Consider the following 24,848-nt stretch of genomic DNA (forward strand, 5'->3'; position numbering starts at 1 on the left):
CTTTGGTTTCCTCTTTATCATTATATTGTAATAATACAATGTAATTGCGGTTAGATTCGCTATGTTATGGCCTTATTTTTGGACTAAAGATAATGTGTTGATAACGACTGTTAAATTAAATGCTTTTGCAATCATCTTCTTTATAATTCGTGAAAAGCCACCTTATTCATAGAAGAAAATAAAATATTTTTTTATTCAACTGTCCAATAAGAAGAACTTATGTTAATATGAAAACGGTTACATATAATTGAGGTGATTTTAATGACTACTATTAGAGAGGTTGCACAATTGGCTGGTGTTTCTGTCGCAACTGTTTCTAGAGTAATAAACAACAAAGGGTATGTGAAGCATCAAACGAGACAACAGATTGAGCATGCAATAACTCAGTTGAATTACCAACCTAACGAAGCGGCACGAACCTTGTTTAAAAGAAAGTCTAAGATGATAGGTTTACTCTTACCAGATATAAGCAATCCATTTTTTACGTTAATTGCACGTGGTGTCGAAGATATTGCTTTAGAACAAGGCTATCAAGTACTTATTGGTAACAGCGATAATGATGTTACAAAGGCAAGAGACTATTTATCTACGTTTATTTCACACAATTGTGTTGGAATGATTACAACCGTCATTGATGAGCACGTCGTAGAGAATATGCTATCGCAACAAGACATTCCATTTGTATTTGTCGATCGTACGAACAATGAGCGTAGTGGTATTTCTACCGATCATTTTGAAGGTGGACAACGCCAAGCTGAATTGATATTAGAAGGGCACGGTAAACACATACTCATAGTGCACGCTGACTTGAATATTGACGCATTTAAAATGCGGGTTGATGGAATTAAAGCTATATTACAACAGCATGCTGTTTCATACTACTTTTGTAATACAGAGCAGCTGGATGAAGAACGTCAATTTCTCAAGATGCTAAATCAATACAAAATAGATAGTGTGATTTGTAGTAATGATTTGTTAGCGATTCAAATTCTAGGACTTATCCAGCAACATCACTTTAAAGTGCCTGATGATATTCAAATTGTGGGATATGATAATATACCATTTTCAAAAATGACTTATCCTCAAATTACGACGATAGATCAATCTGCTTATCAGTTAGGTCAACTTGCAGTTTCGAAGCTACTTAATTTATATGATGAAAATAGTAATAATCAGTGTGATAACGTGGCGTTAATAGTCAAGCGACGGAAAAGCACTAGATTTTAATGCTTAATATGTAACGGGTTACATAAATAATGAGGAGTGAAGATATGTATAAGACAGGTATTTTAAATAGTGAAATTTCTAAATTACTGAGTGATTTAGGTCATACAGACCAAATCGTAATTGCTGATTGTGGTTTACCAGTACCACAAGGTGTGAAAAAAATAGATCTCGCTTTGGAATTAGGTAAACCATCCTTTTTAGAAGTTTTTAATATAGTAAAAGCACATATGAACATAGAAGATATGATAGTGGCTGAAGAAATGAAGACTGAAAACCATGCGTTATTTGAACAGTTATGTACTGCAAATATTGATATTGCTACACAAACGCATGAACAATTCAAAGCACAAAGTAAATATTCAAAGGCTGTTATACGCACAGGAGAAGATAAGCCATATGCTAACGTAATATTAACAAGTGGCGTTTTATTTTAAGGGGTGATTGAAATGATAACAATGAATCAAATTTATAAGTCATTCGGAAATAACGATGTACTCAGGGGTGTTGATTTTGAGATTGCTGATGCGGAAGTACATGCTTTAATGGGTGAAAATGGTGCCGGTAAAAGTACCTTAATGAAAATACTTACTGGCGTGTATGAAGCAAATCGTGGTTCTGTGCTCTTGAATGATGAACCGCTTCAGTTTAAAAATACAAAAGATGCTGAACAACATGGTGTATCTTTTATTCAGCAAGAATTGAATATTTGGCCGAATTTAACAGTGTTAGAAAATTTGTTTTTAGGCAAAGAAGAGACTAAAGCATTGGGCATTATTGATAATAAATCAATGAGCAAACGTGCAAGGGCCATTTTTGAAAAACTTAATATAAATGTTGATTTACATCAATTGGCAGGTGACTTATCCGTAGGCATGCAGCAAATGTTAGAAATTAGTAAGGCCTTAATGCAGGAATCTAAAGTTATTATTATGGATGAACCTACTGCAGCTTTGACAAGTAGTGAAATTGAAGTGTTATTTCAACAAATTAGAAGCTTAAAAAGTGAAGGTGTATCATTCGTATACATTTCGCATAGAATGGAAGAAATTTTTAATATCTCAGATCGTATTACAGTAATGAGAGATGGTCGCTCTATTTTGACGAAAGATACTAAACAAACATCAAATGCTCAAATCGTTAAGGCGATGATAGGTAGGGATTTAGATCATCAATATCCAGATAGAAATTATAAACAAGATGAAGTTATCTTATCTGTAGAGCATCTAAATTCAACAGCACATAAGCTCGAGCATATTCAATTCGAATTACACAAAGGCGAGATACTTGGTTTTAGTGGATTGATGGGCGCTGGACGTTCTGAAATCATGCGTGTGTTATTTGGATTAGATAAAGGAGATATGCGAGTAACACTAAATGATAAAAAAGTGCAGATGCATAATCCTAATCAGGCTATTAAGCACGGGCTAGCATTTATAACAGAAAATAGAAAAGAAGAAGGTTTAGTGCTACAAGATACGATATTAGAAAACATATCTTTACCTGCTTTAAAAAGTTTCTCTAAATCTGGATTTATAACTCGAGTATCAATGGAGCAATATACAGAACAAATGATTCAACGCTTAAATATTAAAGGGAATAAAAACGATGTATGTTTAGATTTATCAGGTGGGAATCAACAAAAGGTAGTATTAGCGAAGTGGATAGCTACAGCACCACACGTACTCATATTGGACGAACCAACAAGAGGTATAGATGTTGGAGCTAAAAGAGAAATCTACCAATTAATGAATGAACTTACTGAACGTGGTATGTCGATTATTATGATTTCATCAGAGCTTCCTGAAATTATAGGGATGAGTGACAGAGTAGCCGTGGTACATGAAGGTAGTATAGCAGGCGTTTTAGATAAAACAATGTTAACAGAAGAGCATATTATGACTTTAGCTACAGGAGGAGAAATACATGAAACAATCTAAGTTATCTTTTTCATATTTAGAAAAAATAATTCCTTTTATTGGATTAATCTTATTAGTAATTATTATAAGTGCTTTAAACAGCGCATTTTTAGAACCCTCTAACTTATTTAATTTATTAAGACAAGTGTCAATCAATGGACTGATTGCTTTTGGTATGACATTTGTCATTTTAACAGGAGGTATTGACCTATCCGTTGGTTCTACATTGGCGTTATCAAGTGCAATGATTGCAATATTAATGGTCTCAGGTATGGACTCTATTGTGGCATTGTTGATAGGGTGTATCTTTGGTGCTATTTTAGGGGCGATTAACGGCTTATTAATAACTGTAGGTAAGATGGCACCTTTCATAGCAACTTTAGCCACTATGACTGTATTTAGAGGCGTCACGCTAGTTATTACCGATGGCAATCCAATAACTAATCTAAATGGAAGTTACGCGTTTCAATTATTTGGCCGTGGTTATTTTCTAGGCGTGCCTGTTCCTGCTGTAACTATGTTCATCACATTTATCATTTTATATATAGTATTACATAAAACGATATTTGGACGTCAAACCTATGCCATGGGTGGTAATGAAAAAGCGGCATTTATTTCCGGTATTAAGGTTAATAAATTGAAAGTGATGATTTATAGCTTAGCTGGGTTAATGTCAGCAATGGCTGGTGCGATACTTACATCAAGGTTAAACTCTGCGCAACCAACTGCGGGTATGTCATATGAATTAGATGCAATTGCTGCGGTTGTATTAGGTGGCACATCGTTGACGGGAGGTAAAGGGCGCATATTAGGTACTTTAATCGGTGTCTTAATTATCGGCGTTTTAAACAATGGATTAAATTTATTAGGGGTCTCTTCATTCTATCAACAAGTCGTTAAAGGCGTAGTCATTATCATTGCTGTACTAATTGATAGAAAGAATAAATAAGGGGGAGTCAGTATGAAAAAAATAATCGGAGCTTTTGTTATCTTGCTATTTTTAACAGGGTGTTCACTAGAATCCCCTTTAGAAAATAATAATAGTGGGAAATCACAGAAGAAAAAATCAGATGTAGTCATTGGTGTGAGCATTTCCACCTTAAATAATCCATTTTTTGTAAAGATTAAAGATGGTATTGAAAAAGAAGCTAAAAAAGAAGGCGTAAAAGTGAAATTTGCTGACGCGCAAGATGACGCAGCTAAGCAAGCTAATGATATTGATGATTTAATACAGCAAAATGTAGATTATCTTATTGTAAATCCTGCAGATTCAGATGCCGTTTCTGGTAGTATACAAATTGCTAATGATCAAAACATCCCTGTGGTTACGCTTGATAGAGAAGTAGCAAAAGGTAAAGTAGCATCATTTATAGCTTCAGATAATATTAAAGGTGGAGAAATGGGAGGTCAACTTATTGTTGATCAATTTGGTAAGCAGACTAAAGTAGCAGAATTAGAAGGCATACCAGGAGCAAGTGCTACTAGGGAAAGAGGTAAAGGATTCCATAATGTAGCCGATCAGTCACTGGATGTCGTTTCAAAACAAAGTGCGAAGTTTAATAGGACTGAAGGATTAAATGTTACGCAAAACATTATACAAGCACATCCAGATATTAAAGCCATCTTTGCGCAAAATGATGAAATGGCTCTAGGAGCAGTAGAAGCGGTAGGCAATAAAGATATTAAAGTTATCGGTTTTGATGGTAATGAAGATGCGTTAAAATCCGTAGATAATAAAAAATTGTATGCTACTGTTGCGCAACAACCTAATTTAATGGGGGAAGCAAGTATTAAAACAGTTATGAAACTATTTAACGGCGAAGATGTTGAGAAAAAGCATAAAATCCCGTTAGAAATGAAGCAGCAACAGTAGAAATAGTAATGCGAGATTGATATATCATTATAATAACGTAAGTATGATAAAAGCCGGGTTACAGTAGATTGTAATCCGGCTAATTTTATATCGATTAATCTGTTGACGATGCTTTAAAATGTTGACGGTCCTGTTGTTCTTTAGCATAACGTTCAGGATTCTTCTTATAAAAGTCTTGATGTTCTTCCTCAGCTTCATAAAATGTAGAAGCGGGTAAGATCTTAGTTGCGATTGCTTTATCTCTATTTATAGTTTGTTTTAATTTTTCAACATAGTCTTCAGCAACTTCTTTTTGATCTGCATTGGTATAGAAAATGGCAGTTTGATATTGCGCACCTCTATCTTGAAATTGTCCACCTTCATCAGTAGGATCTATTACAGAAAAGAAAATTTCTAATAATTTATGATATGAGAACAATGCGACATCGTACTCGATTTCAACTGTTTCAAAATGTCCAGTGTCGCCAGTTTTGACTTGTTCGTAAGTTGGATGGTCAACGTGGCCTCCCATATATCCAGAGGTTACTTTTTCAATTCCTTCGTATGTATCAAAGGGTTTGACCATACACCAAAAGCAACCACCTGCGAAGTATGCTTTATTTATATTCATGTTTAACATCCTTTCTGTCTTTCTGTATTAGACCTTAGTACCATTTATTAAGAAAACACTTGATTTTTATTCACTTTTTATATAACTTATAGTATATGCTAATTATAGTACATAAATGTGCAATTTTGAAGATATAAGGTTGATACTAATGAATGAAGATAAACAAAACAACAATGAACACACAAGCAATGAGACGAATCAACGCCCTATGCGTAGGGTTAAGAAGAAGCGAATACGAAAGTTGCCTATTATTATTTTAATCTTAGTTATAATATTGGCGATAGTAATTGGCTATTCAGTTCACGGATATAACTCTGGAATTGATTATGCTCAAGACCACGGTAAGACACTGAAGCAACAAAAATTTAATGGCGCCGTTAAAAATGACGGTAAAATAACGATTATGGTGTTAGGTGCAGATAAAGAACAAGGTGGTATTTCTAGGACTGATTCTATTATGATCGCGCAATATGATTATATTCATAAGAAAATGAAGATGATGTCTGTGATGCGTGATATTTACGCAGATATACCTGGTAATGGGCAACATAAGATTAATTCAGCCTATTCTATAGGCGGTCCAGAATTATTGAGACAGACTTTGAAGAAAAACCTAGGTATAGATCCAGAATACTACGCTATTTTAGATTTTACTGGTTTCGAAAAAATGATTGATGAATTAGAACCTAATGGTGTACCAATAGATGTCGAAAAAGATATGTCTGAAAATATCGGTGTATCATTGAAAAAAGGTCATCATCGTTTAAATGGTAAAGAACTATTAGGATATGCTAGATTCAGACATGATCCTGAAGGTGACTTTGGTCGTGTACGGAGACAACAACAAGTGATGCAATCACTTAAGAAAGAACTTGTGAGTTTAGATACACTGCCTAAATTACCACGAGTTGCTGGTATTTTAAGAGGTTACTTAAATACTAATATGCCAGATTCTGCGCTGATGCAGACAGGTTTAAACTTCGGTATTCGAGGCGATAAAAATATTGATTCTATAACATTACCTATTAAAGGCACGTATCAAGATATTCAAACGCCAGCCGATGGTAGTTCATTAGAAATCGATAAAGCTAAAAATAAAGAAGAAGTTAAAAAGTTTTTAAATGAATAAGATAGCAGTAGCTATAAAAAGGAGTAACTCATTAATTGATGAGTTACTCCTTTTTGTTGTGTCTACCAAAGTGACAGTAACACATACAGCATATTATTGATCTGACTTTCTCACACCAGCTACACCAAAATGCGTAGGTTTCATTTCTTCTATAATCACTTGGACAGCTTCTTTGTTAGCACCTGTGGTTTTTTCTACAGCTTGTGTAACCTCTGACACTAACGCTTTAAGTTGATCGTCAGAACGACCTTCTAATAATTTTACATTTACGATAGGCATATCTTATCCTCCTAAAACTATTTTTTAATATTATAGCATGAAAATTTAAAAAACTATAAAAAATTACGGGTTACGAACGTTTGTTCTATTTTATTGAAAACGAACAGATGTTCGTATATAATGAAATTAGCACAAGGAGGTCATTTGATATGTATGATTATAAACTAGTGGAAGATAGAGATGTATTATGTATCGATCAAAAAAGCTTTTTTGCAAGCGTTTCGTGTATACAAAAGGGATTAGATCCAACAAAAGTAAAGTTAGCAGTAGTTGCAGATACAAAGAGACAAGGTTCAGTCGTTTTAGCAGCGACAGCGCCTTTAAAAGCTTTAGGTATTAAGACGGGGTCGAGACTATTTGAAATACCACATAGAACTGACATATATATCATTAATCCAAGTATGAGAAGATATTTAGAAATTTCAGTAGCAATCTCTAAGATTGCATTACGTTATGTACCACCAGAAGATTTACATCAATATAGTATCGATGAGTTCTTTATGGATGTGACAGATAGTTATCATAGATTTAGTAAGACACTACATGCTTTCTGTAAAAAATTACAACTTGAAATCAAAACGGAGACAGGTATCGATTGTTCTATTGGTATAGGCTCAAATATGTTACTAAGTAAGGTAGCGATGGATATAGAGGCAAAACACACCTCAAGTTTAATTGCAGAGTGGCGCTATCAAGATATTCCAACCAAACTGTGGCCAATTCAGCCCCTAAGTAAATTTTGGGGAATTAGTCAACGTACAGAAGCTAAATTAAATAAACGAGGCATTTTTACGATAGGCGATTTAGCAGTCTACCCACATGAGTATTTGAAAAAGGATTTGGGCATTATCGGCGTAGATTTACATTTGCATGCGAATGGTATAGATGAAAGCCGTGTAAGAGAGAAATGTAAGGTGATGAATCCATCTATTTGCAAGAGTCAAATACTGATGCGTGATTATCGATATAAAGAGATGAAGGTCGTCATGCGTGAATTAATTGAAGATGTAGCGAGTAGAGTTAGAGCAAGAAACCAATTAGCGAAGACGATTCATTTTTCAATTGGTTATAATGAGAAAGGCCATGTGAATAAACAGTATACATTAGAAAACCCAACGAACTTAGAAGATGATATCTTTAAAGTTATTGATTATTTTTTAGACCGGCTGTGTGATACTACAGCATTATTTAGAACAGTAAGCGTATCTTTAACACAATTTGTAGATGAGAATGATACACAGTTAAACTTATTTATAGATGAGTATGAAAAGAAGAGAAAAGAGCGATTGGCTAAAACAATTGATGCATTACATCGTAAATTTGGTAAAGGTATTGTTTCTAAAGCTGTATCTTATACAGATGCTGGAACAAAGAATGGGCGCTTAGGTTTAATGGCTGGTCATAAGATGTAGCAAGCGTGGTTACTTACATTTAGTTCATATCTGTTTACTCCAATAAACATGGTGTAAGCGCACACCATTGTGAAGCGGATATAAGTAATTAAATAAAGACAAGTACATTCAGCATAATAGAAATGTACTTGTCTTTATTTAATTTTAACCTATGGCATTTATAGTAAGGAAAAGTCATAGGTTAATGTGCATATGCATAAAGGAGATTAAGCAATATAAGTGTCAAAATCACTTAAAGCTTCAGCGCCATCTTTACGATCTTCAGGGTTTTTAAAACTAATACGTAACGCGCCATAAATATCTTCACGTACTTCTAATATTCTTAGGTTGCTTATAGAAATATTATGTAAACTCAGGATATTTGTAACTTTGCTAATCATACCTGGTTTATCCGGAATATCGACATATAGATCATACTCCACAGATAATGCGCCTTGTGATTTAAGGGGGAGTTCATCACGATAAATTTTAGCATCATTAAAGAAATCATGTAAGTCGTCAGGACTATTACGCTCAATGAGTGAAATCACATCTTCCATTTGATCTTTCCATTCATTTAAAATGGAGAGGATAACATTTTTATTTTCAATAGTGATATCACGCCACATAATTGGATTACTGCTAGCTATTCTTGTGATATCTCTGAAACCACCAGCTGCTAATGTTTTAACAAGTTCAGAGTCCTGAACATGTTGAGCGTTTAAATGAACGAGGCTCGAAGCTATAATATGTGGAACGTGACTCACAATGCCAGTAACAAAGTCATGTTCATCAGCGGTTGTTGAAATAAATTTAGCATCAGTTGTCTTTAATAGACTTTGTATTTCCTCAAAGGCAGCGTCATTACGTGATTCATTATGTACTAAAATATAAAAAGCATTTTCAAACAAGTGCTTCTTAGCATTTAATACTCCAGACTTGTGACTACCTACCATAGGATGACCACCTATTAAATGTATATCATGGTCTAAAAGTAAAGGTTCATATTGTTGAATGGTAGATTTGGTACTGCCAGTATCAGTAATAATCACATGTTTCTTAGTATGATAGTTAGGTAATTCTTGTAAATATTTAATTGTTTGTTGTACGGGTGTCGCATAAATGATAATATCCGCACTTTCAACGCTTGTCTTATAGTCTGATGATTGATCATCTATAATACCAATAGATAAAGCTTTATCTAATTGGGAAATATCTGCATCATAAGCAGTTATTGTAATATCATCATGGTAATATCTTAAGTTACTCGCTAAACTTCCGCCGATTAAACCTAAGCCAACGAAAAGAATGTTTTTCATAAAGCAAACCACCTCTATCAAATTTTCAGAATAGTAACATTGTATAGTAGCTCATGCTAATACGCAATATGTATCAATTTTAAAAAAGAAAAGTTAAAATAAAAATATAAATAGTAGGAGGGGATAGCATGACAGAATCTATTTTTAACACGATTCAACAATTAACTAGCATTAATAGTCCATCGGGAAATGCAGATAAAGCGATTGCCTATGTGAAAAATGAAGTAGAACAATTAGGATTTGCTACTGAAACAACGCATAAAGGCGCATTGATTATTACTGTTAAAGGGCAGAATGATGAAGCTTATAAGTGTATTACCGCACACGTAGATACATTAGGTGCAATGGTGAAAGAAATCAAAGCAGATGGCCGTTTAGCGTTAGATTTAATCGGAGGTTTTAGCTATAACGCGATAGAAGGTGAATATTGCGACATTGAAACATCATCAGGTCAAATATATACAGGAACGATATGTTTACATGAAACGAGTGTACATGTTTATCGTGGAAATGATAATGAGCCTAGAGATATTGAACATATGGAAATTAGATTAGATGAAAAAGTAAATACTAAAGAGGAAACTGAAAGTTTAGGTATTGAAGTAGGAGACTTTATTAGTTTTGATTCTAGAACACAAGTGACATCTTCAGGATTTATTAAGTCTCGTCATTTAGATGACAAAGCGAGTGTTGCGATGATTATTGAATTTTTAAGAACTGTGAGAAGAGAAGATATAACACTACCTCACACGACTCAATTTTATATATCTAACAATGAAGAAATTGGTTATGGTGCAAATGCATCTATTTCGCCTAAAATCGTTGAGTTTATTGCATTTGATATGGGTGCGTTGGGCGATGGACAAGCATCTGATGAATATACGGTTTCTATCTGTGCTAAAGATGGCTCAGGTCCTTACCATAAAGGACTGCGCGAACAACTTGTAAACTTATGTAAAACAAATGAAATTCCATACAAAGTTGATATTTATCCATACTATAGTTCCGATGCTTCTGCTGCACTAAAAGCAGGTGCTGACATTAGGCATGGTTTATTTGGTGCAGGTATTGAATCATCACATGCGTTAGAGCGCACACATATTGATTCTTTAAAGGCGACACAATCATTACTTCATGCCTATTGCTTAGCTCCAGTAAATATGTAGTGAATGAGGAGGTAAAGGAGATTTTTATCTCTTTCCAATTCATGGATATCATAAAAAGCGCAATCTTATTAGCATTAAGATTGCGCTTTTACTTATTATTTGAAGCAAGCAGTTTTCAGACAAAACGAAGAGGAGCTAGATTTTTAACTATTATACACTATGAGGCTGTTCTCCGTGGCGTTTCCCATAATTTTCCATCATATCTATAATAGGCAACAAATCTTTGCCTTTTTCAGTTAATCCATAAACCACTTTGGGTGGCACTTCAGGATACACAGTACGGCTTATAATCTTATCATTTTCTAATTCTCGTAATTGCTTCGTTAATGACCCTTGTGAGATATCTTCAAGAAATTTTTTAATGTGACTATAACGACGGTCTTTTTCTTTCAAATACCAGATGATTAAATTCTTATAACGTCCTGAAAGTATATTTTGGGTATATGCAATGCCATAAATATCTCTATTATCTTCTATTACTTCTTTATCAAAACCATAATTACAAATTTTAACCATATAAATCCCTCCATTATACAAAGGTACAAAATTTAATACTACGTATTTTTATATTGCCTTCTTCTAATATAATACTTAATAATTTATCATATTATATATCATAAAACAGTATATTGAAAGGGGAAGACAAATGAACGATACAATCAAATTATTACAAAATCATAGTTCAGTGAGAAAATTTAAAAATAAAGCAATACCAGAGGAGCAGGTTAATCATATATTTAAAGCTGCTAATCAAGCATCATCGTTTAGTTTACTACAAGCAGTTTCTATTATACGAATTACGGATAAACAAACAAGAAAAGCAATTATGGAATTGAGTGGTCATCAAAGTTATATACAAGAAGCATCAGAGTTTTGGATATTTTGTTCAGATTTTAATCGTAATCATCAAATTGCGCCTGATGTTGATATTGCTTATGCAGAATTTCTACAAATTGGAGCAGTAGATGTTGGATTAATGGCACAAAATGCTATGGTTGCTGCAGAATCCTTGGGATTAGGTGGCGTTTATATTGGAGGAGTCAGATTAAACATTGAAAAAATCAGCGACTTATTACAATTACCTGAGTATGTTATACCTTTAGTAGGCTTAAGTATAGGGTATCCAGATGAAGAGAAAGCGCCACTAAAACCAAGATTACCTCAATCAATAGTCATGCATCATAATCAGTATGAGCCTTTCGATGTGGCACATATAGAAAGTTATGATGAAGAGATGAAGCAGTATTACGAAAATAGACCAATCAAAGCACCTTTTACAGCAAGAAAAATTAAAGGCTGGAGCGACCACATAGATGATCATTTAGCAAGAAGTATACAACCTAATATGCTAGCATTTCTTAATAAGCAAGGCTATGTACGTAAATAAAGCGAAATATGCGATAAGTATATGGAGAAATGCGTAGCCTTTCATTTGAAAAGAAGGTGAAGCATAAGGACTGCTTATTGAATAAAAATAATATTTCTAAGTGGATAATAAACAAAAATTAGCTTTTGAGTTAATGTTAAAATCTTCATTACTACTCGTTATAATTAAAAAGTGATTTATGCTTTCATTTTTATCAGAATAATGGAAGGTGTACAAAAAGATAGAATACAAAAATAAATAAAGAAATTAACATAAAGCTACAACGATTTGTATAACGTTGTAGCTTTATGTTTTATATACGCTTATTAAATGCATATTCGTAATAAGGTATAGATTTAAAATCGACTTTTATATTATTAGTGGAGCTATCAGAAGTAAGATCAGGAGGTAAAATTGCTATACCTTCACCATTTTGAACTATATTGATAATGGCTTCTAATGAATCTAATTCAATGAAATTTTTGTCAGGTAATATATCTAATGACAACCTTCTCAAAGGACATTTTTTATCAGAGTTAATTAATAATGGTAAATTATCATAATTCGCTATATATTCCTTATTTATATATAAGCCTACTTTTAAAGATGAAGTCTTCACTAAGGTATAGTTATTTAAATCTAATTTATTGAAAGTTAATACTTTGTCATAGTAATGATTATAAGGTTCAATAAACATTTCAGAACTTGTGACAAGTTTAAAAGTATATTTAGCAATCTCATATATACCTTGCTTTTTATATAAAACATTAAATAATAATTCAGAGCATAAAATTTGTTTCTTGTTCTCGCTAAAAGTAATTTTTAAATTTTCTGTATTAGTTATAACAGATTTACTATATTCATAAAAAATACGCCCCTCTTTAGTAGGTTTGATTCCAGTGTAAGATCTAACAAAAAAATTTTGATTAAATTGTTCTTCTAGCAATTGTATTCTCTGAGTTATATTGGATTGAGCGTATTCTAATTCTTTTGAGGCTTTATTTATAGACTTCAATTCATATACTTTGGCATAGATATATAGATCGTTAATATTCATATGATTCTCCCTATCAGTATTTATGATAACCTTACCACATTTTTGTATTATTCATATAACCAGAATTAAAATATAATTACGTGTGAAAGGAAGTGATAATATGATAGCTATGCAATATAATTTAAATTTACCAAGCGATTATGATATGAATGCTATTAAAAAAAGAGTAGAAGAAAATGGTTATAAAACGAATGGTTTTAATGGCTTAATTTGTAAACTATATTTATATGCAGAAAAAGGAATGAACAATACCCTTCAAAATAGTTATGAACCATTATATATTTGGAAAGACTCTAGAGGAATGAATGAGTTTATCTTTAATGGTTATTTCGATAATATTCTAGATTCATTTGGATGGACTAATATTAATATTGGAATAACTTATGATATTCATTTGGAACAAGATTTTCTAAACAGTAAGTATCTAATAGAAGAGTATAAAGAGATAAAACCCAAAAGATTGTTAAAGGGACTTAGTTTTAAGGATAACTTTAAAGTGATACCAGATAATTTAGGCGAAGTTATAATATATAATCCAGACAAATGGAAGAGTGTTAAATATACTTTTGTGGATCAAATAGTTGATGTATTGTCAGATAACATTAGAGTATTGAATATAGGCCATATTTCTACATAACTATAGAGTTCGGAGAAGAAGTAATTATATTCTAATCTTTCTTTTAAGTAACTTTAAATGTATAAGAAACTTTTGAAATGCTTAAATTCCATTATTAAGTCTTTTTATTGTGAATTATTAATATAATAAAAAAACATTTCATAATAAACAAAAAACTTAAGTATTTCACATTTGATGTACATGCAATGATATTTAGTGAGGATGCTCCTAAATTAGAAAATACATTACACAGGCATTTTAGAGATCGAGAAATTAATAAAGTAAATCATAGAAAAGAGTTCTTTAAAGTTAATATTGATGAAATAGAAGATGTTGTCATGGACACTCACAACAACACTGCTGAATTCACTAAGATACCATTGGTTGAACAGTACTGGGAAATCCAAAATATTAATTAGAATTTGAAAGAATTAGTATACTTATTGATTAAGAGCCTTTAATTGAGGCTCTTTTAATTTGGGATATCTAAAATTCCTTTACCGTTATGGCAATTTGAGCTTCATTCTTATAGAAAGGGAAAGGATTTGTTTTCTTGTATTTTAGCTTATCAATATCCCATTGGTTTATAGTATTTGCTCCTTTGTCAGGAAGGGGAGGGAATCATTTGTGACACTTGAGGCCTTGTTGATATATCTCACAATATTGCTTCTTTTTTAGTTATTTTTATTTGTGCAGTATTCAATTCAGGAATAATGAATGTTTACTTAATTTCATTCATTAATGAATTTTTTGATTACATAATGAATGAATATTACTAATACAACACATAAAATTAAAAAATAAATAAATATGACTATAGAGGGAACGTCACTATTTCCATTTGCCCATTCAACTATAACAAATATACTTCTTATAAATAAAATTAATAAAACAGCGTTATAAATTAGTTTCTTCAAAATGTATCATCTCCGTATTGTAAAATGTAAACTATTATGCTATTTTATATTTAATTATGTATATTGTAAATGATATTTTATGTTTATTATTGTAATTTTGCGTAAAAATAAAGGGGTTTCATTTTTATGAAAAAAAGAATAATAATTTATATTTTTTGTGTTGTGGCAATAGGTATACTTTTACAAGTTAATGCAAGTAGTTCTAATGATTTAAAAGCTTTCCAAACTAATAACTTAGAAAGTAAAGAAACATATGATGTTTCAAATAATACTGAGCCAAGAAATTTAGCTGCTGCAGCAAGGTGGGCTGTATCCGCTCTTGGTGGAGGGGCACTTTATGATGCTGCTAAAGCTGGCGTTAAAAAATCACGTGCTACAGCTAAGAAACATGTAGGTAAAGGTACAGGTAGAAAACAAGGTGCATCAGCTGGTTATTCAGCTTGCTACTAAACAGGTTAGAAAAGGAATACAATGTATGATTTGTATTCCTTTTTCTTCAAGGAGATAGAATTATGAAAAAAATATTAATTTGTTTTATAAGTGTTATAGCAATCATCCATTCGTTGAATACAGTTATATATAATCTCCCAACTAATCCTACTCAAGAGAAATACAATAAATATGAAACACTACACTTCTTTAAAAGTAAACACTTTGAATGTAAAAAGTGCCTTACGTTAAAGAAGTGTATTTTTATGCCTATTAATAAGATTTTTATATAGAATATTCAACATAAGCACTTGTTACAAGCATGATTTGGATAACCACCCGATAAAACTTACAGTAAAACAAAATATGACTTGTGTTACATAGGTGAAGAGAATTTAGCTTTTTAAAACGGTTCCAATGATACATTGAATATTGCGTTTTTATAATTTATACGGACGTATTTGTAATTAATTTGACATGTACGGACAAATATTTTATAGTTATTTTTGAAAACGTTTTCAAAAATATCGAGGGGGAGTTTTATGGTTAATATTAGCAATCCTATCGTATTACAAAGGGCGGATCCTTTTATTTACAAAGAAAAGGGGAATTATATTTTTACAGGTTCACATCCTAAATACGATAGAATTATATTGAGAATATCTGATACGATAAACGGTCTATACGATGCCAAAGAACATGTAATATGGGAAAGACATGACAAAGGGGGACAAAGTCATTTAATTTGGGCGCCTGAAATTCATAAAATTAAGGGTAAATGGTATATATATTATGCGGCAGCGCCTAATGAAAAAATTGAAGATGATACATTTAATCATAGGATGTATGTATTAGAAAATAACTCTGATGATCCTTTATCTGATAATTGGGTAGATAAAGGACAAATAGATACAGGTTGGGATTCATTTGCCTTAGATGCTACAATATTTTGTTTAAATAACACTTTATATTATGTTTGGGCACAGCAAGACTTTGAAATTCCAGGTCATTCAAATATTTATATTTCAAAGATGAAAAATCCTTGGACTTTAGAAGGCGAAATAAATATGCTAACTTATCCTGAATATGATTGGGAAAAACAAGGCTTTTTAGTGAATGAAGGACCAGCCGTTCTAATAAAAGAAAATTATATTTATTTAACCTATTCAGCAAGTGCAACGGGGATAGAATATTGTGTAGGCTTATTATATGCTGATATCACTAGTGATTTATTAGATTCTAACTCGTGGTCTAAAGTGAGCCAACCTATTTTTAAAAGTAGTAACGTTAATGCACAATATGGACCTGGTCATAATTCTTTTACTATCTCAGAAGATGATAATCAAGATATTATTGTCTATCACGCTAGAAATTATCAAACCATTGAAGGCGATCCGCTATATGATCCGAATCGTCACGCAAGAGCACAAGTTATAGAATGGGATAATATCGGTATGCCAATATTGGGCGAACCTGTGCCAGATGAACGATGGACTCCAAATTCGCCACGAATATTGGAGGATGATAGCGATGATTAATATTAAAAGTAGTGTATTTTGGCGCTTTGGAGGTGTGAACTTTTTTTATTTTGCAATATGGACATTGATAATAACTTTTTTACCATTATGGTTAAATAAGGAGGCAAATTTAGATACAGCTGAAGCTGGTATTGTTTTTGCTACTATGTCTATCGTTGCGATAATATTAGAGCCAATTTACGGTATAATTCAAGATAAATTAGGATTAAAAAAATATTTATTTGCTTTTGTCATTTTGTGCCTACTTTTTATTGGTCCTTTTTTCGAATATGCATTTATACCATTGCTAGAATTAAATGTATTTTTAGGTAGTATCATTGGTGGGTCTTTTATAAGCTTATGCCTATACAGTGGCGTTGGGGTTGTAGAGTCATATTGTGAAAAATCAAGTAGAGCTAATGGATTTGAATACGGTCATACAAGGCTATTTGGGTCATTAGCAGGTGGTGCTTTTGCTTTTGCTGGGGGCATCATGTTTGTTCATAATGCCAATAGTATTTTTTGGATATGCTCTATATCAGCTTTGTTACTAGGTATATTACTTTGGAGTATTAAAGTGAAAAAATCCGACTATCAAAAAAATGATGATAGTCAAAATGAGAAACCAAATGTAAATAAAGAAAGCATCTTTGAGCTATTCAAAAATAAAAGTTTTTGGGGACTTTGTTTATTAATTATTGGTAGTGCAAGTTTATATGATGTATTTGATCAACAGTTTCCTAATTACTTTGTGCAATTTTTCCCTGACAGTAGAACTGGAGAATCACTATTTAGTAGACTTACTTCAACACAAATATTCATTGAAGCAGGCGTAATGGTCATCATGCCATGGATTATAAATAAAATCGGATCAAAAAATGGTTTGTTTTTATATGGCCTTGTATTGTTTGTAAGAGTGGTAGGTACTGCTTTTACAGATGAGATTTGGTTGTTATCTTTCTTTAAACTATTAGCAGCTATAGAAATGCCATTAATGCTCATATCGATAATGAAATATATAGTGAGTATATTTGATATAAGGCTTTCAGCAACAATTTATATGCTTGCTTTCAACGTTGCAAAACAACTTGGAGTAGCATTCTTTTCTGTAGTAATGGGTAAATTGTATGTAGAAATAGGTTTTCAAAATACCTATTTAATTATGTCAGTTACTATCATTATTTTAGTTTGTATTGGAACGCTGTTGATGAAGAGTGATAAAGCACTATCTGATTTAACAATTACCAAAGAAAAAGTGAGAGATATGAGTTAATATAATGAATAAAAAAGAAGTATGTAATTTTATCAAGCTCTGCTAAAAGTAGACACTTAAAAAGTGGAAATTTTTAGGAGGGCTTTTTATTTATTGAATTGTTAGACACAATTTTTCATTTTGGAAAAATGTTTAGATACATTATATAAGGCATAATATAACAATGATTTGAATAAAAAAGTAGTTAGGAGAAAATAAATATAATTAAGTATAAAACGATCAGTTAATAGATAGTCTAAATATGAATTGCGTACTATAGTATAATAGGTTTTATGATGTAAAATACATATAAGTTACTAATTTATTAAAATTACTGAATTTCTATTTGATTTAAAAAATGAAAGGAAGAAATGAAATGAAAAAAATATTCATTGTGTTAATAGTCTTTTTGATAGCCATAGGACTTTCTGGCTGTAATGATAATCATACTAAGGAAAACAACAACTATAATAATCAAGAAGATGAAAAGACGAGTAATGCTAGTAATGCCAAAAATTCAATTAATGAGAATAAAAAAACTGAAGAGAAGGGTATTTCTAAAGAGGGGAAGAAAGAGGATTATTTAAATTATTTTAGTACTAAAGAAATCGAATATGCACGTATATGGTATCAATTACGTGTGTCTAATTATAATGTAGACCCGACTATGCCAATCTATATTAACAAGATAGCGAAAGGTTCAAAAGTCAACCCTCAAGCAAAAGATAGCGCTGTTTATAAAGAGGATGTGACTACAATAGCATCTTCTCATAGCGCAATTGGTTCTATAACTTATAGTAGTAATGGAGATGGCACAATTAACTTATATAAAAATGTGCCATATAAATGGGAAAGTCCTCAAGTTAGTGATTACAGTCATATGGCAGAAGTTACTAAAAAGGTTATTGAAGAGAATATAGAAACAATTTATGTTGAGCCATCGGATAATCAAGATGTAGGTGAAGTAGCCCAAAATATCCAATATACAAACTAGAGTTAAATATGGGAATATTAGAATAAAAGAAATTAAACGCTATAAATCAGAGGATATTACACTAATAAATACCCTCTGATTTTTTATATTTAAAATTTCGAAACATATGGAATTTGAATAGATAGTTGTATTGAAAAAATAGATAAGGTATGATAACTTTAATATAGTTAGGCGCCTAACTATATTTGGGGAGGTCATCTTTTGGAAGATATATATTTGTTTGATAGTCCTACATTAGCTAAATTAAAAGCGTTGAAAAAAGATTATGATAATTTAAACATAATTGATGTTTTACTCTATTTAGAAATTCATAAGTCTTATTGTTTAATGAAAGATAAATATGATTCACTTTTACAAAAATATGATTTAACTGAAGCAAAATTTTCAATAATGATGCTATTAACATATGAAAAAGATATGACATTAGCACCATCTGATTTAGCAGAAAAATTAGGAAGCAAAAAATCGACGATTACTGGCATAATAAAAGGGATGGAAAAAAGAAATTTAATTAGAAGGAAAGTTTTGCCAAATGATAAACGTACGAATTATGTCCAATTGACTACTGAGGGTTCAAAGTTGTTAAAAAGATTTTTACCTTTTAATTATGATTTAGTTTCAAAAGTTTTTGAAGTATTTAGTGAAGAAGAAAAAGAACAATTTTATATGTTATCCAACAAGCTCAAAAATCATTTAGAAAAGGATGAACTATTATGAATAAAGTAGAATTCCTAGAAACATTTTTAAGTTTATATATAAATCATCATGAAGTAATGAAAGATATTGAAACTGGTGAAGGAAAATATACAATTATTGATGTTCGAAATGCTCCAAAACACATTAAAAAAGATAAAATTAAAAATGCTATTGAAATACCAGCTAAAAATTTGAACGATTATTTAGATGATTTATCAAAAGATAAAATATATGTAGTGTATGATTGGACTGGTGGTACCATTTTAGGGAAAGTTGTATTATTAGAACTATACAAACATGGGTATGAGGCATATGAGTTAGCTGGCGCTTTAGAAGGCTGGAAAGGTATGAATTTGCCTCTAGAAAATATTTAAATTAAAAAATCGGGTGATCATATACTATCACCCGATTTTTGTTTAGAATGAAATATAAATAAGCTAATATATTACATCAATTTGATCTTCGTCATAATTGTCAACTGCATTTGCTAAATATATATGTGTCCTTATAGTTATTTGATCAGGCTTACCTTTTATATTTTCTAATGGTAGGGCTACTGAAAATTTGCGGCTAATTTTTTCATTAGCTTGAACAGTGAACTTATCTTTAATCTCATAAGTGTATAAGATGTTATCGAGTACTTTAAAATCACTTGTAGGGTCATGATTTTCAATTTTTTCTATGACTTCTAATTTTATATTATATATTTCTTCTGATGAGTTGTCTCCTTCAATGAGTATACTCCCATGTAACTTACCATTAACGTAAAACGAGTTATTATCTACTACAGTATTAATTTTTAAATCATTAATTCCAAACTGACTAAGCCATTTTGGCAACATATTATCACCTCATATTAAAATTTCCCGCGACATCATAAAGTAAACAAAAACATTTATAATGTTAATAAATTGACTATCGTATTAATGGGTATATAGATATTAATCAAATATAATCTAAAGGGGATAGCTATATGACTATAATCTTAATTGAAATTATACTATTGATATTGATAACGTTATTTTTTATAGCAACTGTGGTAATGCATGTTAACCAAATTAAAAAGGGTAAAAAGGAAGGAGAAAGCGTATTAGACGTTTGTATAATAGTAACTGTAATTTTAATAATAACTTTATTATGTATTAGGCTATTTACATAAATTTACGTTGTTATATGAAATAATATATAATTATATCATCTTACTTTCAAATGAGTATATTATCCCATATTTTTATTTCTGAATTAAATATCAAGAATTCATTTATTCAAGACACAACTCTAATTTAAGATAGTACTATTATAAAAGTATTTTGTTTCTATATTTTATTAAAGCCACTCTTAGGAGTATGTTTTTTATTTATTGCGTAAAATGTTAAAAAATAATACAATTCGTATGGCTCATTAAAAAGAGGTGGATTTTTGAGTTTTTATGAATTTATACAAGATTATTCAGGTGATGATACACCTTTAGGAGAGATAGCAAATTGGATAAACCAAGACGTTGGATTTCCTATGGATGAAGAATCAGTTGATAAAATTTTGAGATATTTTCGTAAACAACGTTTAGAAGGTTGTACAATTGAATATGTAAAAAGAGCACTTTATATATATTCTAATTATTGTTAACTCCTAAATGGTGTTACTACCTCGAATGAAAAGCGTCCCTAATGAGGGACGCTTTTACTATAGAATTAAATCAGATATTATACTATACAGAGCAGGCACGGTCATGAGCTTGTTCTATTTTCTTTATCAGTTGGGCGAATCTTTTTGACCGCAATAAGTTTATGCTTTACTTTTATTGTGAACTATTATAATATTACAAAGCGCACCCTAGGGTGATGACAATAGAGTGGGTCTAATGTACGCCTTAGGGTGTGTATTCAGACTTACTCCAGATATAACCACTCTTCGGAGTGGTTATTTTTTTGCATATACATTAATACCCAATGCACACTTCTATTATAATACTTTTATATATTTTGTCGATATGAATGTTTATAAGGTTTAACGAGTGGTAATATATAGTTGTGGTACATTAAATTGCACTATACTAATATTAGGGTCAGTCATTTTAACGTTATTCTTAAATAGTAGAAATCGCTAGCTGGATTTTTATTATTTATCAGCGGTCTTGCATCATTTTATTATACTCACCACCCTTCGGGGTGGTTTTCAATTTTATTGTTTTTAATAATAAAACGTTGAACAATACTTAAAATGTTAAGGAGGAACTTAATGATCAGTATAATATCAGCAATTGGATCAATAGGTACTTTCATAATGGCATTGTTTTATTTTGTTTCAGTATCGGTTCAATTATATCAAATGAAAATTAGTTTTATTCCAGCTTTAGCATTTAACCAAATCTTATTAACTAAAGATAGTAATCAAGAATTACATTTAATAAATACAACTTCGAATGTGACAGAACATGAAGATTATTTGAAATTATATAACTTGGGCGGCGGTGCTGCTAGAAAGATTACTATAGAGATTTTATTAGGGGAAGATAAAGTTATCCAAACAAAATATGCTAATATGTTACCTAGTAAAGAAGGTTATTTAATACCTATTAACAAAAAAGTTTTTGAAGAATTAGATTCTACAATAAAAAATAATGGTTATGAATCTAACATGAATATTAGATTGAAATATTCTCATAATGTGAGTAGGAAAGAACAAGAAATATTATTAAAAGGTCATATAGATAGTTTTAATAACTATAATGAGAAGGATATTTACGAATTACAATTTATGTAATATTATTTAGCGTTAATTGTTTTAGACCTTTTTACACACTAAGTTGTATATAGTTAATACAAACTTCCATTACAATCACAGCGACTCCTCGAATGGCGTTTTTATTTAATCTATTAGGTTTTCCTTTTTTGAATTATGAATTGAATATTTTCAGCCATGAAATATCATACACTTTTAATCATTGTGTATTTGTCAAAATAGAACAAGTACATTTGTCCCATTCTTGCTTTTTAATATATAAATAGTATTCATTCTACAAGAGTAATCACCAACATGTTCTTATCCTTTTTTGTTTAATTTAAATTTAAATGGGTAATTTTATACTATGAAGTTACCTCTTCTTAAATAGAATATGATATGTTAGCAGCCGTTAATTCGGCTGCTTTATTAGGTTTATATTGAATGTAATGTGGTAATCAAATAATAGCTTTAAGCCATACATCTCTAAAATGTTTTTAGTTTAGCCATCCATTTTGTCACTGGGTGATTCTTTTGTTTGCATACTAGTTAAGTGATTATTTATTGAGTAAGATTTCCAAAGTTCAGAATTATAATAAGTTAAGGTTCAAATCTGCTAATGATTGATGGCATCCAGCTCGCTAAACAACTACCGTCAAGGTAGACAGTTAAAATATAAAATGACCTCTTATATTTTTGATATAAGAGGTCATTTTATATTTATGAGTTAGTCTAAATCCTTTTGTTTTTAAATTATTTTTGCTTATGAAAGATTCTCCTATTTGTTCATATTGTTAACATCGTGTGGTACTTTTTCGTAATCCTCTCCCCACTTTCTCATCATCATTATGATAGGTTTCAGAGTTTCTCCTAATTCTGTTAGTGAGTATTCAACTTTTGGGGGAATCTGATGATAAACTTTTCGATGAATAATACCATCTTTTTCCAGTTCTCTAAGCTGTAAAGTTAACATTCTTTGTGTAACATCAGGCATTAAACGTCGTAATTCATTAAAGCGACGTGTTTTAATCAAGTGATAAATAATAAGACCTTTCCACTTACCGCCAATTATATTAACAGTAGTTGATACAGGACATGCATCAGGATTAGGACAATTAGTTTTTTTCAATCTAAATACCTCCAATAAACAGTATACTTTTTGATACTACACAACAAATATGTGCGTACTTACATAAATAGATTATATATCATAAAATGTATTTATCAAATAAATACAGGAGGAGATTATATTGACGAATAAGTTATTTTCATCTTTTAAGGTTAAAGATACAGAATTTAAAAATAGAATAGTTATGTCCCCAATGAGTATGCATAGTTCTGATGAAGAAGGCGAAGTTAAAAATTTTCATTTAACACATTATACATCAAGGGCGTTAGGTCAAGCTGGTCTTATATTCCTTGAAACTCTAATTGTTGATTCAAATGGTTTAGTTGGTCCAGGAGATTTGGGAATATGGGATGATAAACATGTTAAAGGATTGAGTGAACTTGTAGAACAGATACAAAGCTTTGGCAGTAAAGTAGGTGCTCAAATAGGGCATGCTGGAAGACTTGCTAAAAAAGAAGGCGTAGATTTAATAGCTCCATCTGCATTACCATTCAATGAAGATAAAAAAACACCTTTAGAGATGACTAAAGAAGAGATCAATCACCTTATTCTAGAGTATAAAGAGGCTGCACGTCGCGCAAAAAAATCTAATTTTGATGTTCTTGAAATCCATTGTGCTCATGGATATTTATTAAATGAATTTTTATCTCCACTATCGAATCATAGAAATGATGATTATGGGGGGAGTTTTGAAAAAAGGTACCGAATTGTTAAAGAAATTATAGATACAGTCAAAGAGGTATGGCAAGGTCCTTTATTTGTTCGTATTTCAGCGACAGACTATCATAAAGATGGAAATACTAATGAAACATATATTGAATATGCTAAACTAATGAAAGACCAAGGTGTAGATTTAATAGACTGCAGTTCAGGAGGTATTGCTCCAGTTAAAGTAGATAGTTATCCTAATTATCAAGTTCCAGCTGCTGATAAAATCAAAAACATAGTAGATATTCCAACAGGGGCTGTAGGATTAATTACAACAGGCAGACAAGCTGAAGAAATTCTAAAAAATAATCGAGCAGACTTAATTTTTATAGGACGTGAATTTCTTAAGAATCCATTTTGGCCACGCCAAGCTGCAGAAGAATTAAATGCTACTATTGACGCTCCCATTCAATATACAAGATATGGATCAAGATGGCTAAGTCACTAATATATTAATCAATACTAGATAGATTTAAAACCCTAAGACACTTAGTCTTTGGGTTTTTCGTTTATTCTTCTAAGAATATTAATACATA

At 31.2% G+C, this 24,848-nt stretch carries 27 protein-coding genes; 20 read left to right on the forward strand and 7 right to left on the reverse strand.

What is annotated here, in order from left to right; genetic code table 11:
* Nucleotides 1-261 precede the first annotated feature (261 nt).
* Genes BK821_RS08690 through BK821_RS08710 form a run of 5 tightly spaced genes read left to right on the forward strand, consistent with a single transcriptional unit; the run spans nucleotide 262 to nucleotide 5,016 of the window.
* Complete coding sequence (locus BK821_RS08690; protein ID WP_071331549.1) at nucleotides 262-1,227, forward strand: LacI family DNA-binding transcriptional regulator; 966 nt, start codon at nucleotides 262-264, stop codon at nucleotides 1,225-1,227.
* Nucleotides 1,228-1,271: 44 nt separating this feature from the next.
* Entirely contained in the window at nucleotides 1,272-1,661 is a 390-nt protein-coding gene (gene rbsD, locus BK821_RS08695) for a D-ribose pyranase (protein ID WP_046836353.1), read from the forward strand.
* Between the two features lie 12 nt (nucleotides 1,662-1,673).
* Entirely contained in the window at nucleotides 1,674-3,164 is a 1,491-nt protein-coding gene (locus BK821_RS08700) for a sugar ABC transporter ATP-binding protein (protein WP_071331550.1), read from the forward strand.
* Nucleotides 3,151-4,092, forward strand: coding sequence for an ABC transporter permease (locus BK821_RS08705; RefSeq protein ID WP_046836354.1), 942 nt, complete (start codon nucleotides 3,151-3,153; stop codon nucleotides 4,090-4,092). Before BK821_RS08700 ends, BK821_RS08705 begins: the two co-directional genes overlap by 14 nt.
* Nucleotides 4,093-4,104: 12 nt before the next feature.
* Nucleotides 4,105-5,016 carry a substrate-binding domain-containing protein gene (locus tag BK821_RS08710; protein ID WP_046836355.1) on the forward strand — a complete coding sequence of 304 codons (912 nt, stop codon included), beginning with the start codon at nucleotides 4,105-4,107 and terminating at the stop codon, nucleotides 5,014-5,016.
* Between the two features lie 94 nt (nucleotides 5,017-5,110).
* On the opposite strand, the gene msrA is transcribed toward BK821_RS08710, so the two are convergent.
* Entirely contained in the window at nucleotides 5,111-5,626 is a 516-nt protein-coding gene (msrA, locus tag BK821_RS08715; protein WP_046836356.1) for a peptide-methionine (S)-S-oxide reductase MsrA, read from the reverse strand.
* 148 nt (nucleotides 5,627-5,774) lie between these two features.
* Here msrA and BK821_RS08720 point away from each other — a divergent pair, with 148 nt between their 5' ends.
* Complete coding sequence (locus BK821_RS08720) at nucleotides 5,775-6,755, forward strand: LCP family protein (protein WP_046836357.1); 981 nt, start codon at nucleotides 5,775-5,777, stop codon at nucleotides 6,753-6,755.
* A 93-nt stretch (nucleotides 6,756-6,848) separates the two neighbouring features.
* Here BK821_RS08720 and BK821_RS08725 read toward each other — a convergent pair whose 3' ends face one another.
* Nucleotides 6,849-7,034 (reverse strand): 2-hydroxymuconate tautomerase, encoded by a 186-nt coding sequence (locus BK821_RS08725; RefSeq protein WP_046836358.1) that lies wholly within the window; start codon nucleotides 7,032-7,034, stop codon nucleotides 6,849-6,851.
* Between the two features lie 149 nt (nucleotides 7,035-7,183).
* On the opposite strand from BK821_RS08725, the gene BK821_RS08730 reads away from it, so the two are divergent.
* Entirely contained in the window at nucleotides 7,184-8,446 is a 1,263-nt protein-coding gene (locus BK821_RS08730; protein ID WP_046836359.1) for a Y-family DNA polymerase, read from the forward strand.
* Between the two features lie 206 nt (nucleotides 8,447-8,652).
* Here BK821_RS08730 and BK821_RS08735 read toward each other — a convergent pair whose 3' ends face one another.
* Nucleotides 8,653-9,744 (reverse strand): prephenate dehydrogenase, encoded by a 1,092-nt coding sequence (locus BK821_RS08735; protein WP_069824151.1) that lies wholly within the window; start codon nucleotides 9,742-9,744, stop codon nucleotides 8,653-8,655.
* A gap of 128 nt (nucleotides 9,745-9,872) precedes the next feature.
* On the opposite strand from BK821_RS08735, the gene BK821_RS08740 reads away from it, so the two are divergent.
* Nucleotides 9,873-10,910 (forward strand): M42 family metallopeptidase, encoded by a 1,038-nt coding sequence (locus BK821_RS08740; RefSeq protein WP_071331551.1) that lies wholly within the window; start codon nucleotides 9,873-9,875, stop codon nucleotides 10,908-10,910.
* Nucleotides 10,911-11,060: 150 nt separating this feature from the next.
* Here the strand turns inward: BK821_RS08740 and BK821_RS08745 are convergent, their stop codons facing one another.
* On the reverse strand, nucleotides 11,061-11,426 hold the full coding sequence (locus BK821_RS08745) for a winged helix-turn-helix transcriptional regulator (protein ID WP_046836362.1): 366 nt from the start codon (nucleotides 11,424-11,426) through the stop codon (nucleotides 11,061-11,063).
* A gap of 130 nt (nucleotides 11,427-11,556) precedes the next feature.
* Here BK821_RS08745 and nfsA point away from each other — a divergent pair, with 130 nt between their 5' ends.
* Complete coding sequence (gene nfsA / locus BK821_RS08750; protein ID WP_071331552.1) at nucleotides 11,557-12,297, forward strand: oxygen-insensitive NADPH nitroreductase; 741 nt, start codon at nucleotides 11,557-11,559, stop codon at nucleotides 12,295-12,297.
* Between the two features lie 292 nt (nucleotides 12,298-12,589).
* Here nfsA and BK821_RS08755 read toward each other — a convergent pair whose 3' ends face one another.
* Nucleotides 12,590-13,333 (reverse strand): LysR family transcriptional regulator, encoded by a 744-nt coding sequence (locus tag BK821_RS08755; protein WP_071331553.1) that lies wholly within the window; start codon nucleotides 13,331-13,333, stop codon nucleotides 12,590-12,592.
* A 100-nt stretch (nucleotides 13,334-13,433) separates the two neighbouring features.
* Between BK821_RS08755 and BK821_RS08760 the strand changes: the two genes are divergently transcribed.
* The 8 genes from BK821_RS08760 to BK821_RS08800 all read left to right on the forward strand — a co-directional run bounded on the left by BK821_RS08760 (nucleotide 13,434) and on the right by BK821_RS08800 (nucleotide 20,128).
* Nucleotides 13,434-13,970: a DUF4865 family protein gene (locus BK821_RS08760; protein WP_071331554.1), complete on the forward strand. Its 537-nt coding sequence runs from the start codon at nucleotides 13,434-13,436 to the stop codon at nucleotides 13,968-13,970.
* Between the two features lie 185 nt (nucleotides 13,971-14,155).
* A complete protein-coding gene (locus BK821_RS08765; protein WP_071331555.1) occupies nucleotides 14,156-14,368 on the forward strand; it encodes a GIY-YIG nuclease family protein in 213 nt (70 codons plus the stop codon).
* A gap of 624 nt (nucleotides 14,369-14,992) precedes the next feature.
* Nucleotides 14,993-15,316, forward strand: coding sequence for a hypothetical protein (locus BK821_RS08770; protein WP_071331556.1), 324 nt, complete (start codon nucleotides 14,993-14,995; stop codon nucleotides 15,314-15,316).
* Between the two features lie 521 nt (nucleotides 15,317-15,837).
* Nucleotides 15,838-16,833: a glycoside hydrolase family 43 protein gene (locus BK821_RS08780; protein ID WP_071331557.1), complete on the forward strand. Its 996-nt coding sequence runs from the start codon at nucleotides 15,838-15,840 to the stop codon at nucleotides 16,831-16,833.
* On the forward strand, nucleotides 16,826-18,085 hold the full coding sequence (locus BK821_RS08785; RefSeq protein WP_071331558.1) for an oligosaccharide MFS transporter: 1,260 nt from the start codon (nucleotides 16,826-16,828) through the stop codon (nucleotides 18,083-18,085). Before BK821_RS08780 ends, BK821_RS08785 begins: the two co-directional genes overlap by 8 nt.
* 355 nt (nucleotides 18,086-18,440) lie before the next feature.
* Entirely contained in the window at nucleotides 18,441-19,058 is a 618-nt protein-coding gene (locus tag BK821_RS08790; RefSeq protein WP_046836369.1) for a hypothetical protein, read from the forward strand.
* Between the two features lie 201 nt (nucleotides 19,059-19,259).
* Complete coding sequence (locus BK821_RS08795; RefSeq protein ID WP_046836370.1) at nucleotides 19,260-19,775, forward strand: MarR family winged helix-turn-helix transcriptional regulator; 516 nt, start codon at nucleotides 19,260-19,262, stop codon at nucleotides 19,773-19,775.
* On the forward strand, nucleotides 19,772-20,128 hold the full coding sequence (locus BK821_RS08800; RefSeq protein ID WP_046836371.1) for a rhodanese-like domain-containing protein: 357 nt from the start codon (nucleotides 19,772-19,774) through the stop codon (nucleotides 20,126-20,128). Before BK821_RS08795 ends, BK821_RS08800 begins: the two co-directional genes overlap by 4 nt.
* 63 nt (nucleotides 20,129-20,191) lie before the next feature.
* Here the strand turns inward: BK821_RS08800 and BK821_RS08805 are convergent, their stop codons facing one another.
* Nucleotides 20,192-20,596, reverse strand: a complete 405-nt coding sequence (locus tag BK821_RS08805) for a sporulation protein (RefSeq protein WP_046836372.1) — start codon at nucleotides 20,594-20,596, stop codon at nucleotides 20,192-20,194.
* Between the two features lie 577 nt (nucleotides 20,597-21,173).
* Here BK821_RS08805 and BK821_RS08815 point away from each other — a divergent pair.
* On the forward strand, nucleotides 21,174-21,380 hold the full coding sequence (locus BK821_RS08815; protein ID WP_046836374.1) for a YozE family protein: 207 nt from the start codon (nucleotides 21,174-21,176) through the stop codon (nucleotides 21,378-21,380).
* Nucleotides 21,381-21,992: 612 nt separating this feature from the next.
* A complete protein-coding gene (locus tag BK821_RS08820; RefSeq protein WP_071331559.1) occupies nucleotides 21,993-22,517 on the forward strand; it encodes a hypothetical protein in 525 nt (174 codons plus the stop codon).
* 736 nt (nucleotides 22,518-23,253) lie between these two features.
* Here BK821_RS08820 and BK821_RS08825 read toward each other — a convergent pair.
* The gene (locus BK821_RS08825; RefSeq protein ID WP_071331560.1) at nucleotides 23,254-23,604 is read right to left on the reverse strand and encodes a winged helix-turn-helix transcriptional regulator; all 351 of its coding nucleotides are present in this window, start codon (nucleotides 23,602-23,604) and stop codon (nucleotides 23,254-23,256) included.
* A gap of 121 nt (nucleotides 23,605-23,725) precedes the next feature.
* Between BK821_RS08825 and namA the strand changes: the two genes are divergently transcribed.
* Nucleotides 23,726-24,760 carry an NADPH dehydrogenase NamA gene (gene namA, locus BK821_RS08830; protein WP_071331561.1) on the forward strand — a complete coding sequence of 345 codons (1,035 nt, stop codon included), beginning with the start codon at nucleotides 23,726-23,728 and terminating at the stop codon, nucleotides 24,758-24,760.
* The last annotated feature ends 88 nt before the right edge of the window (nucleotides 24,761-24,848 follow it).

Source organism: Staphylococcus sp. LCT-H4, from assembly GCF_001866145.1.
In the GTDB taxonomy this organism is placed as follows: domain Bacteria; phylum Bacillota; class Bacilli; order Staphylococcales; family Staphylococcaceae; genus Staphylococcus; species Staphylococcus succinus.

Bases quoted from the DNA above. Each gene is read 5' to 3' on its own strand.
- BK821_RS08690 (WP_071331549.1), top strand. From the start codon at position 262: ATGACTACTATTAGAGAGGTTGCACAATTGGCTGGTGTTTCTGTCGCA.
- rbsD (WP_046836353.1), top strand. From the start codon at position 1,272: ATGTATAAGACAGGTATTTTAAATAGTGAAATTTCTAAATTACTGAGT.
- BK821_RS08700 (WP_071331550.1), top strand. From the start codon at position 1,674: ATGATAACAATGAATCAAATTTATAAGTCATTCGGAAATAACGATGTA.
- BK821_RS08705 (WP_046836354.1), top strand. From the start codon at position 3,151: ATGAAACAATCTAAGTTATCTTTTTCATATTTAGAAAAAATAATTCCT.
- BK821_RS08710 (WP_046836355.1), top strand. From the start codon at position 4,105: ATGAAAAAAATAATCGGAGCTTTTGTTATCTTGCTATTTTTAACAGGG.
- msrA (WP_046836356.1), bottom strand. From the start codon at position 5,626: ATGAATATAAATAAAGCATACTTCGCAGGTGGTTGCTTTTGGTGTATG.
- BK821_RS08720 (WP_046836357.1), top strand. From the start codon at position 5,775: ATGAATGAAGATAAACAAAACAACAATGAACACACAAGCAATGAGACG.
- BK821_RS08725 (WP_046836358.1), bottom strand. From the start codon at position 7,034: ATGCCTATCGTAAATGTAAAATTATTAGAAGGTCGTTCTGACGATCAA.
- BK821_RS08730 (WP_046836359.1), top strand. From the start codon at position 7,184: ATGTATGATTATAAACTAGTGGAAGATAGAGATGTATTATGTATCGAT.
- BK821_RS08735 (WP_069824151.1), bottom strand. From the start codon at position 9,744: ATGAAAAACATTCTTTTCGTTGGCTTAGGTTTAATCGGCGGAAGTTTA.
- BK821_RS08740 (WP_071331551.1), top strand. From the start codon at position 9,873: ATGACAGAATCTATTTTTAACACGATTCAACAATTAACTAGCATTAAT.
- BK821_RS08745 (WP_046836362.1), bottom strand. From the start codon at position 11,426: ATGGTTAAAATTTGTAATTATGGTTTTGATAAAGAAGTAATAGAAGAT.
- nfsA (WP_071331552.1), top strand. From the start codon at position 11,557: ATGAACGATACAATCAAATTATTACAAAATCATAGTTCAGTGAGAAAA.
- BK821_RS08755 (WP_071331553.1), bottom strand. From the start codon at position 13,333: ATGAATATTAACGATCTATATATCTATGCCAAAGTATATGAATTGAAG.
- BK821_RS08760 (WP_071331554.1), top strand. From the start codon at position 13,434: ATGATAGCTATGCAATATAATTTAAATTTACCAAGCGATTATGATATG.
- BK821_RS08765 (WP_071331555.1), top strand. From the start codon at position 14,156: ATGATATTTAGTGAGGATGCTCCTAAATTAGAAAATACATTACACAGG.
- BK821_RS08770 (WP_071331556.1), top strand. From the start codon at position 14,993: ATGAAAAAAAGAATAATAATTTATATTTTTTGTGTTGTGGCAATAGGT.
- BK821_RS08780 (WP_071331557.1), top strand. From the start codon at position 15,838: ATGGTTAATATTAGCAATCCTATCGTATTACAAAGGGCGGATCCTTTT.
- BK821_RS08785 (WP_071331558.1), top strand. From the start codon at position 16,826: ATGATTAATATTAAAAGTAGTGTATTTTGGCGCTTTGGAGGTGTGAAC.
- BK821_RS08790 (WP_046836369.1), top strand. From the start codon at position 18,441: ATGAAAAAAATATTCATTGTGTTAATAGTCTTTTTGATAGCCATAGGA.
- BK821_RS08800 (WP_046836371.1), top strand. From the start codon at position 19,772: ATGAATAAAGTAGAATTCCTAGAAACATTTTTAAGTTTATATATAAAT.
- BK821_RS08805 (WP_046836372.1), bottom strand. From the start codon at position 20,596: ATGTTGCCAAAATGGCTTAGTCAGTTTGGAATTAATGATTTAAAAATT.
- BK821_RS08820 (WP_071331559.1), top strand. From the start codon at position 21,993: ATGATCAGTATAATATCAGCAATTGGATCAATAGGTACTTTCATAATG.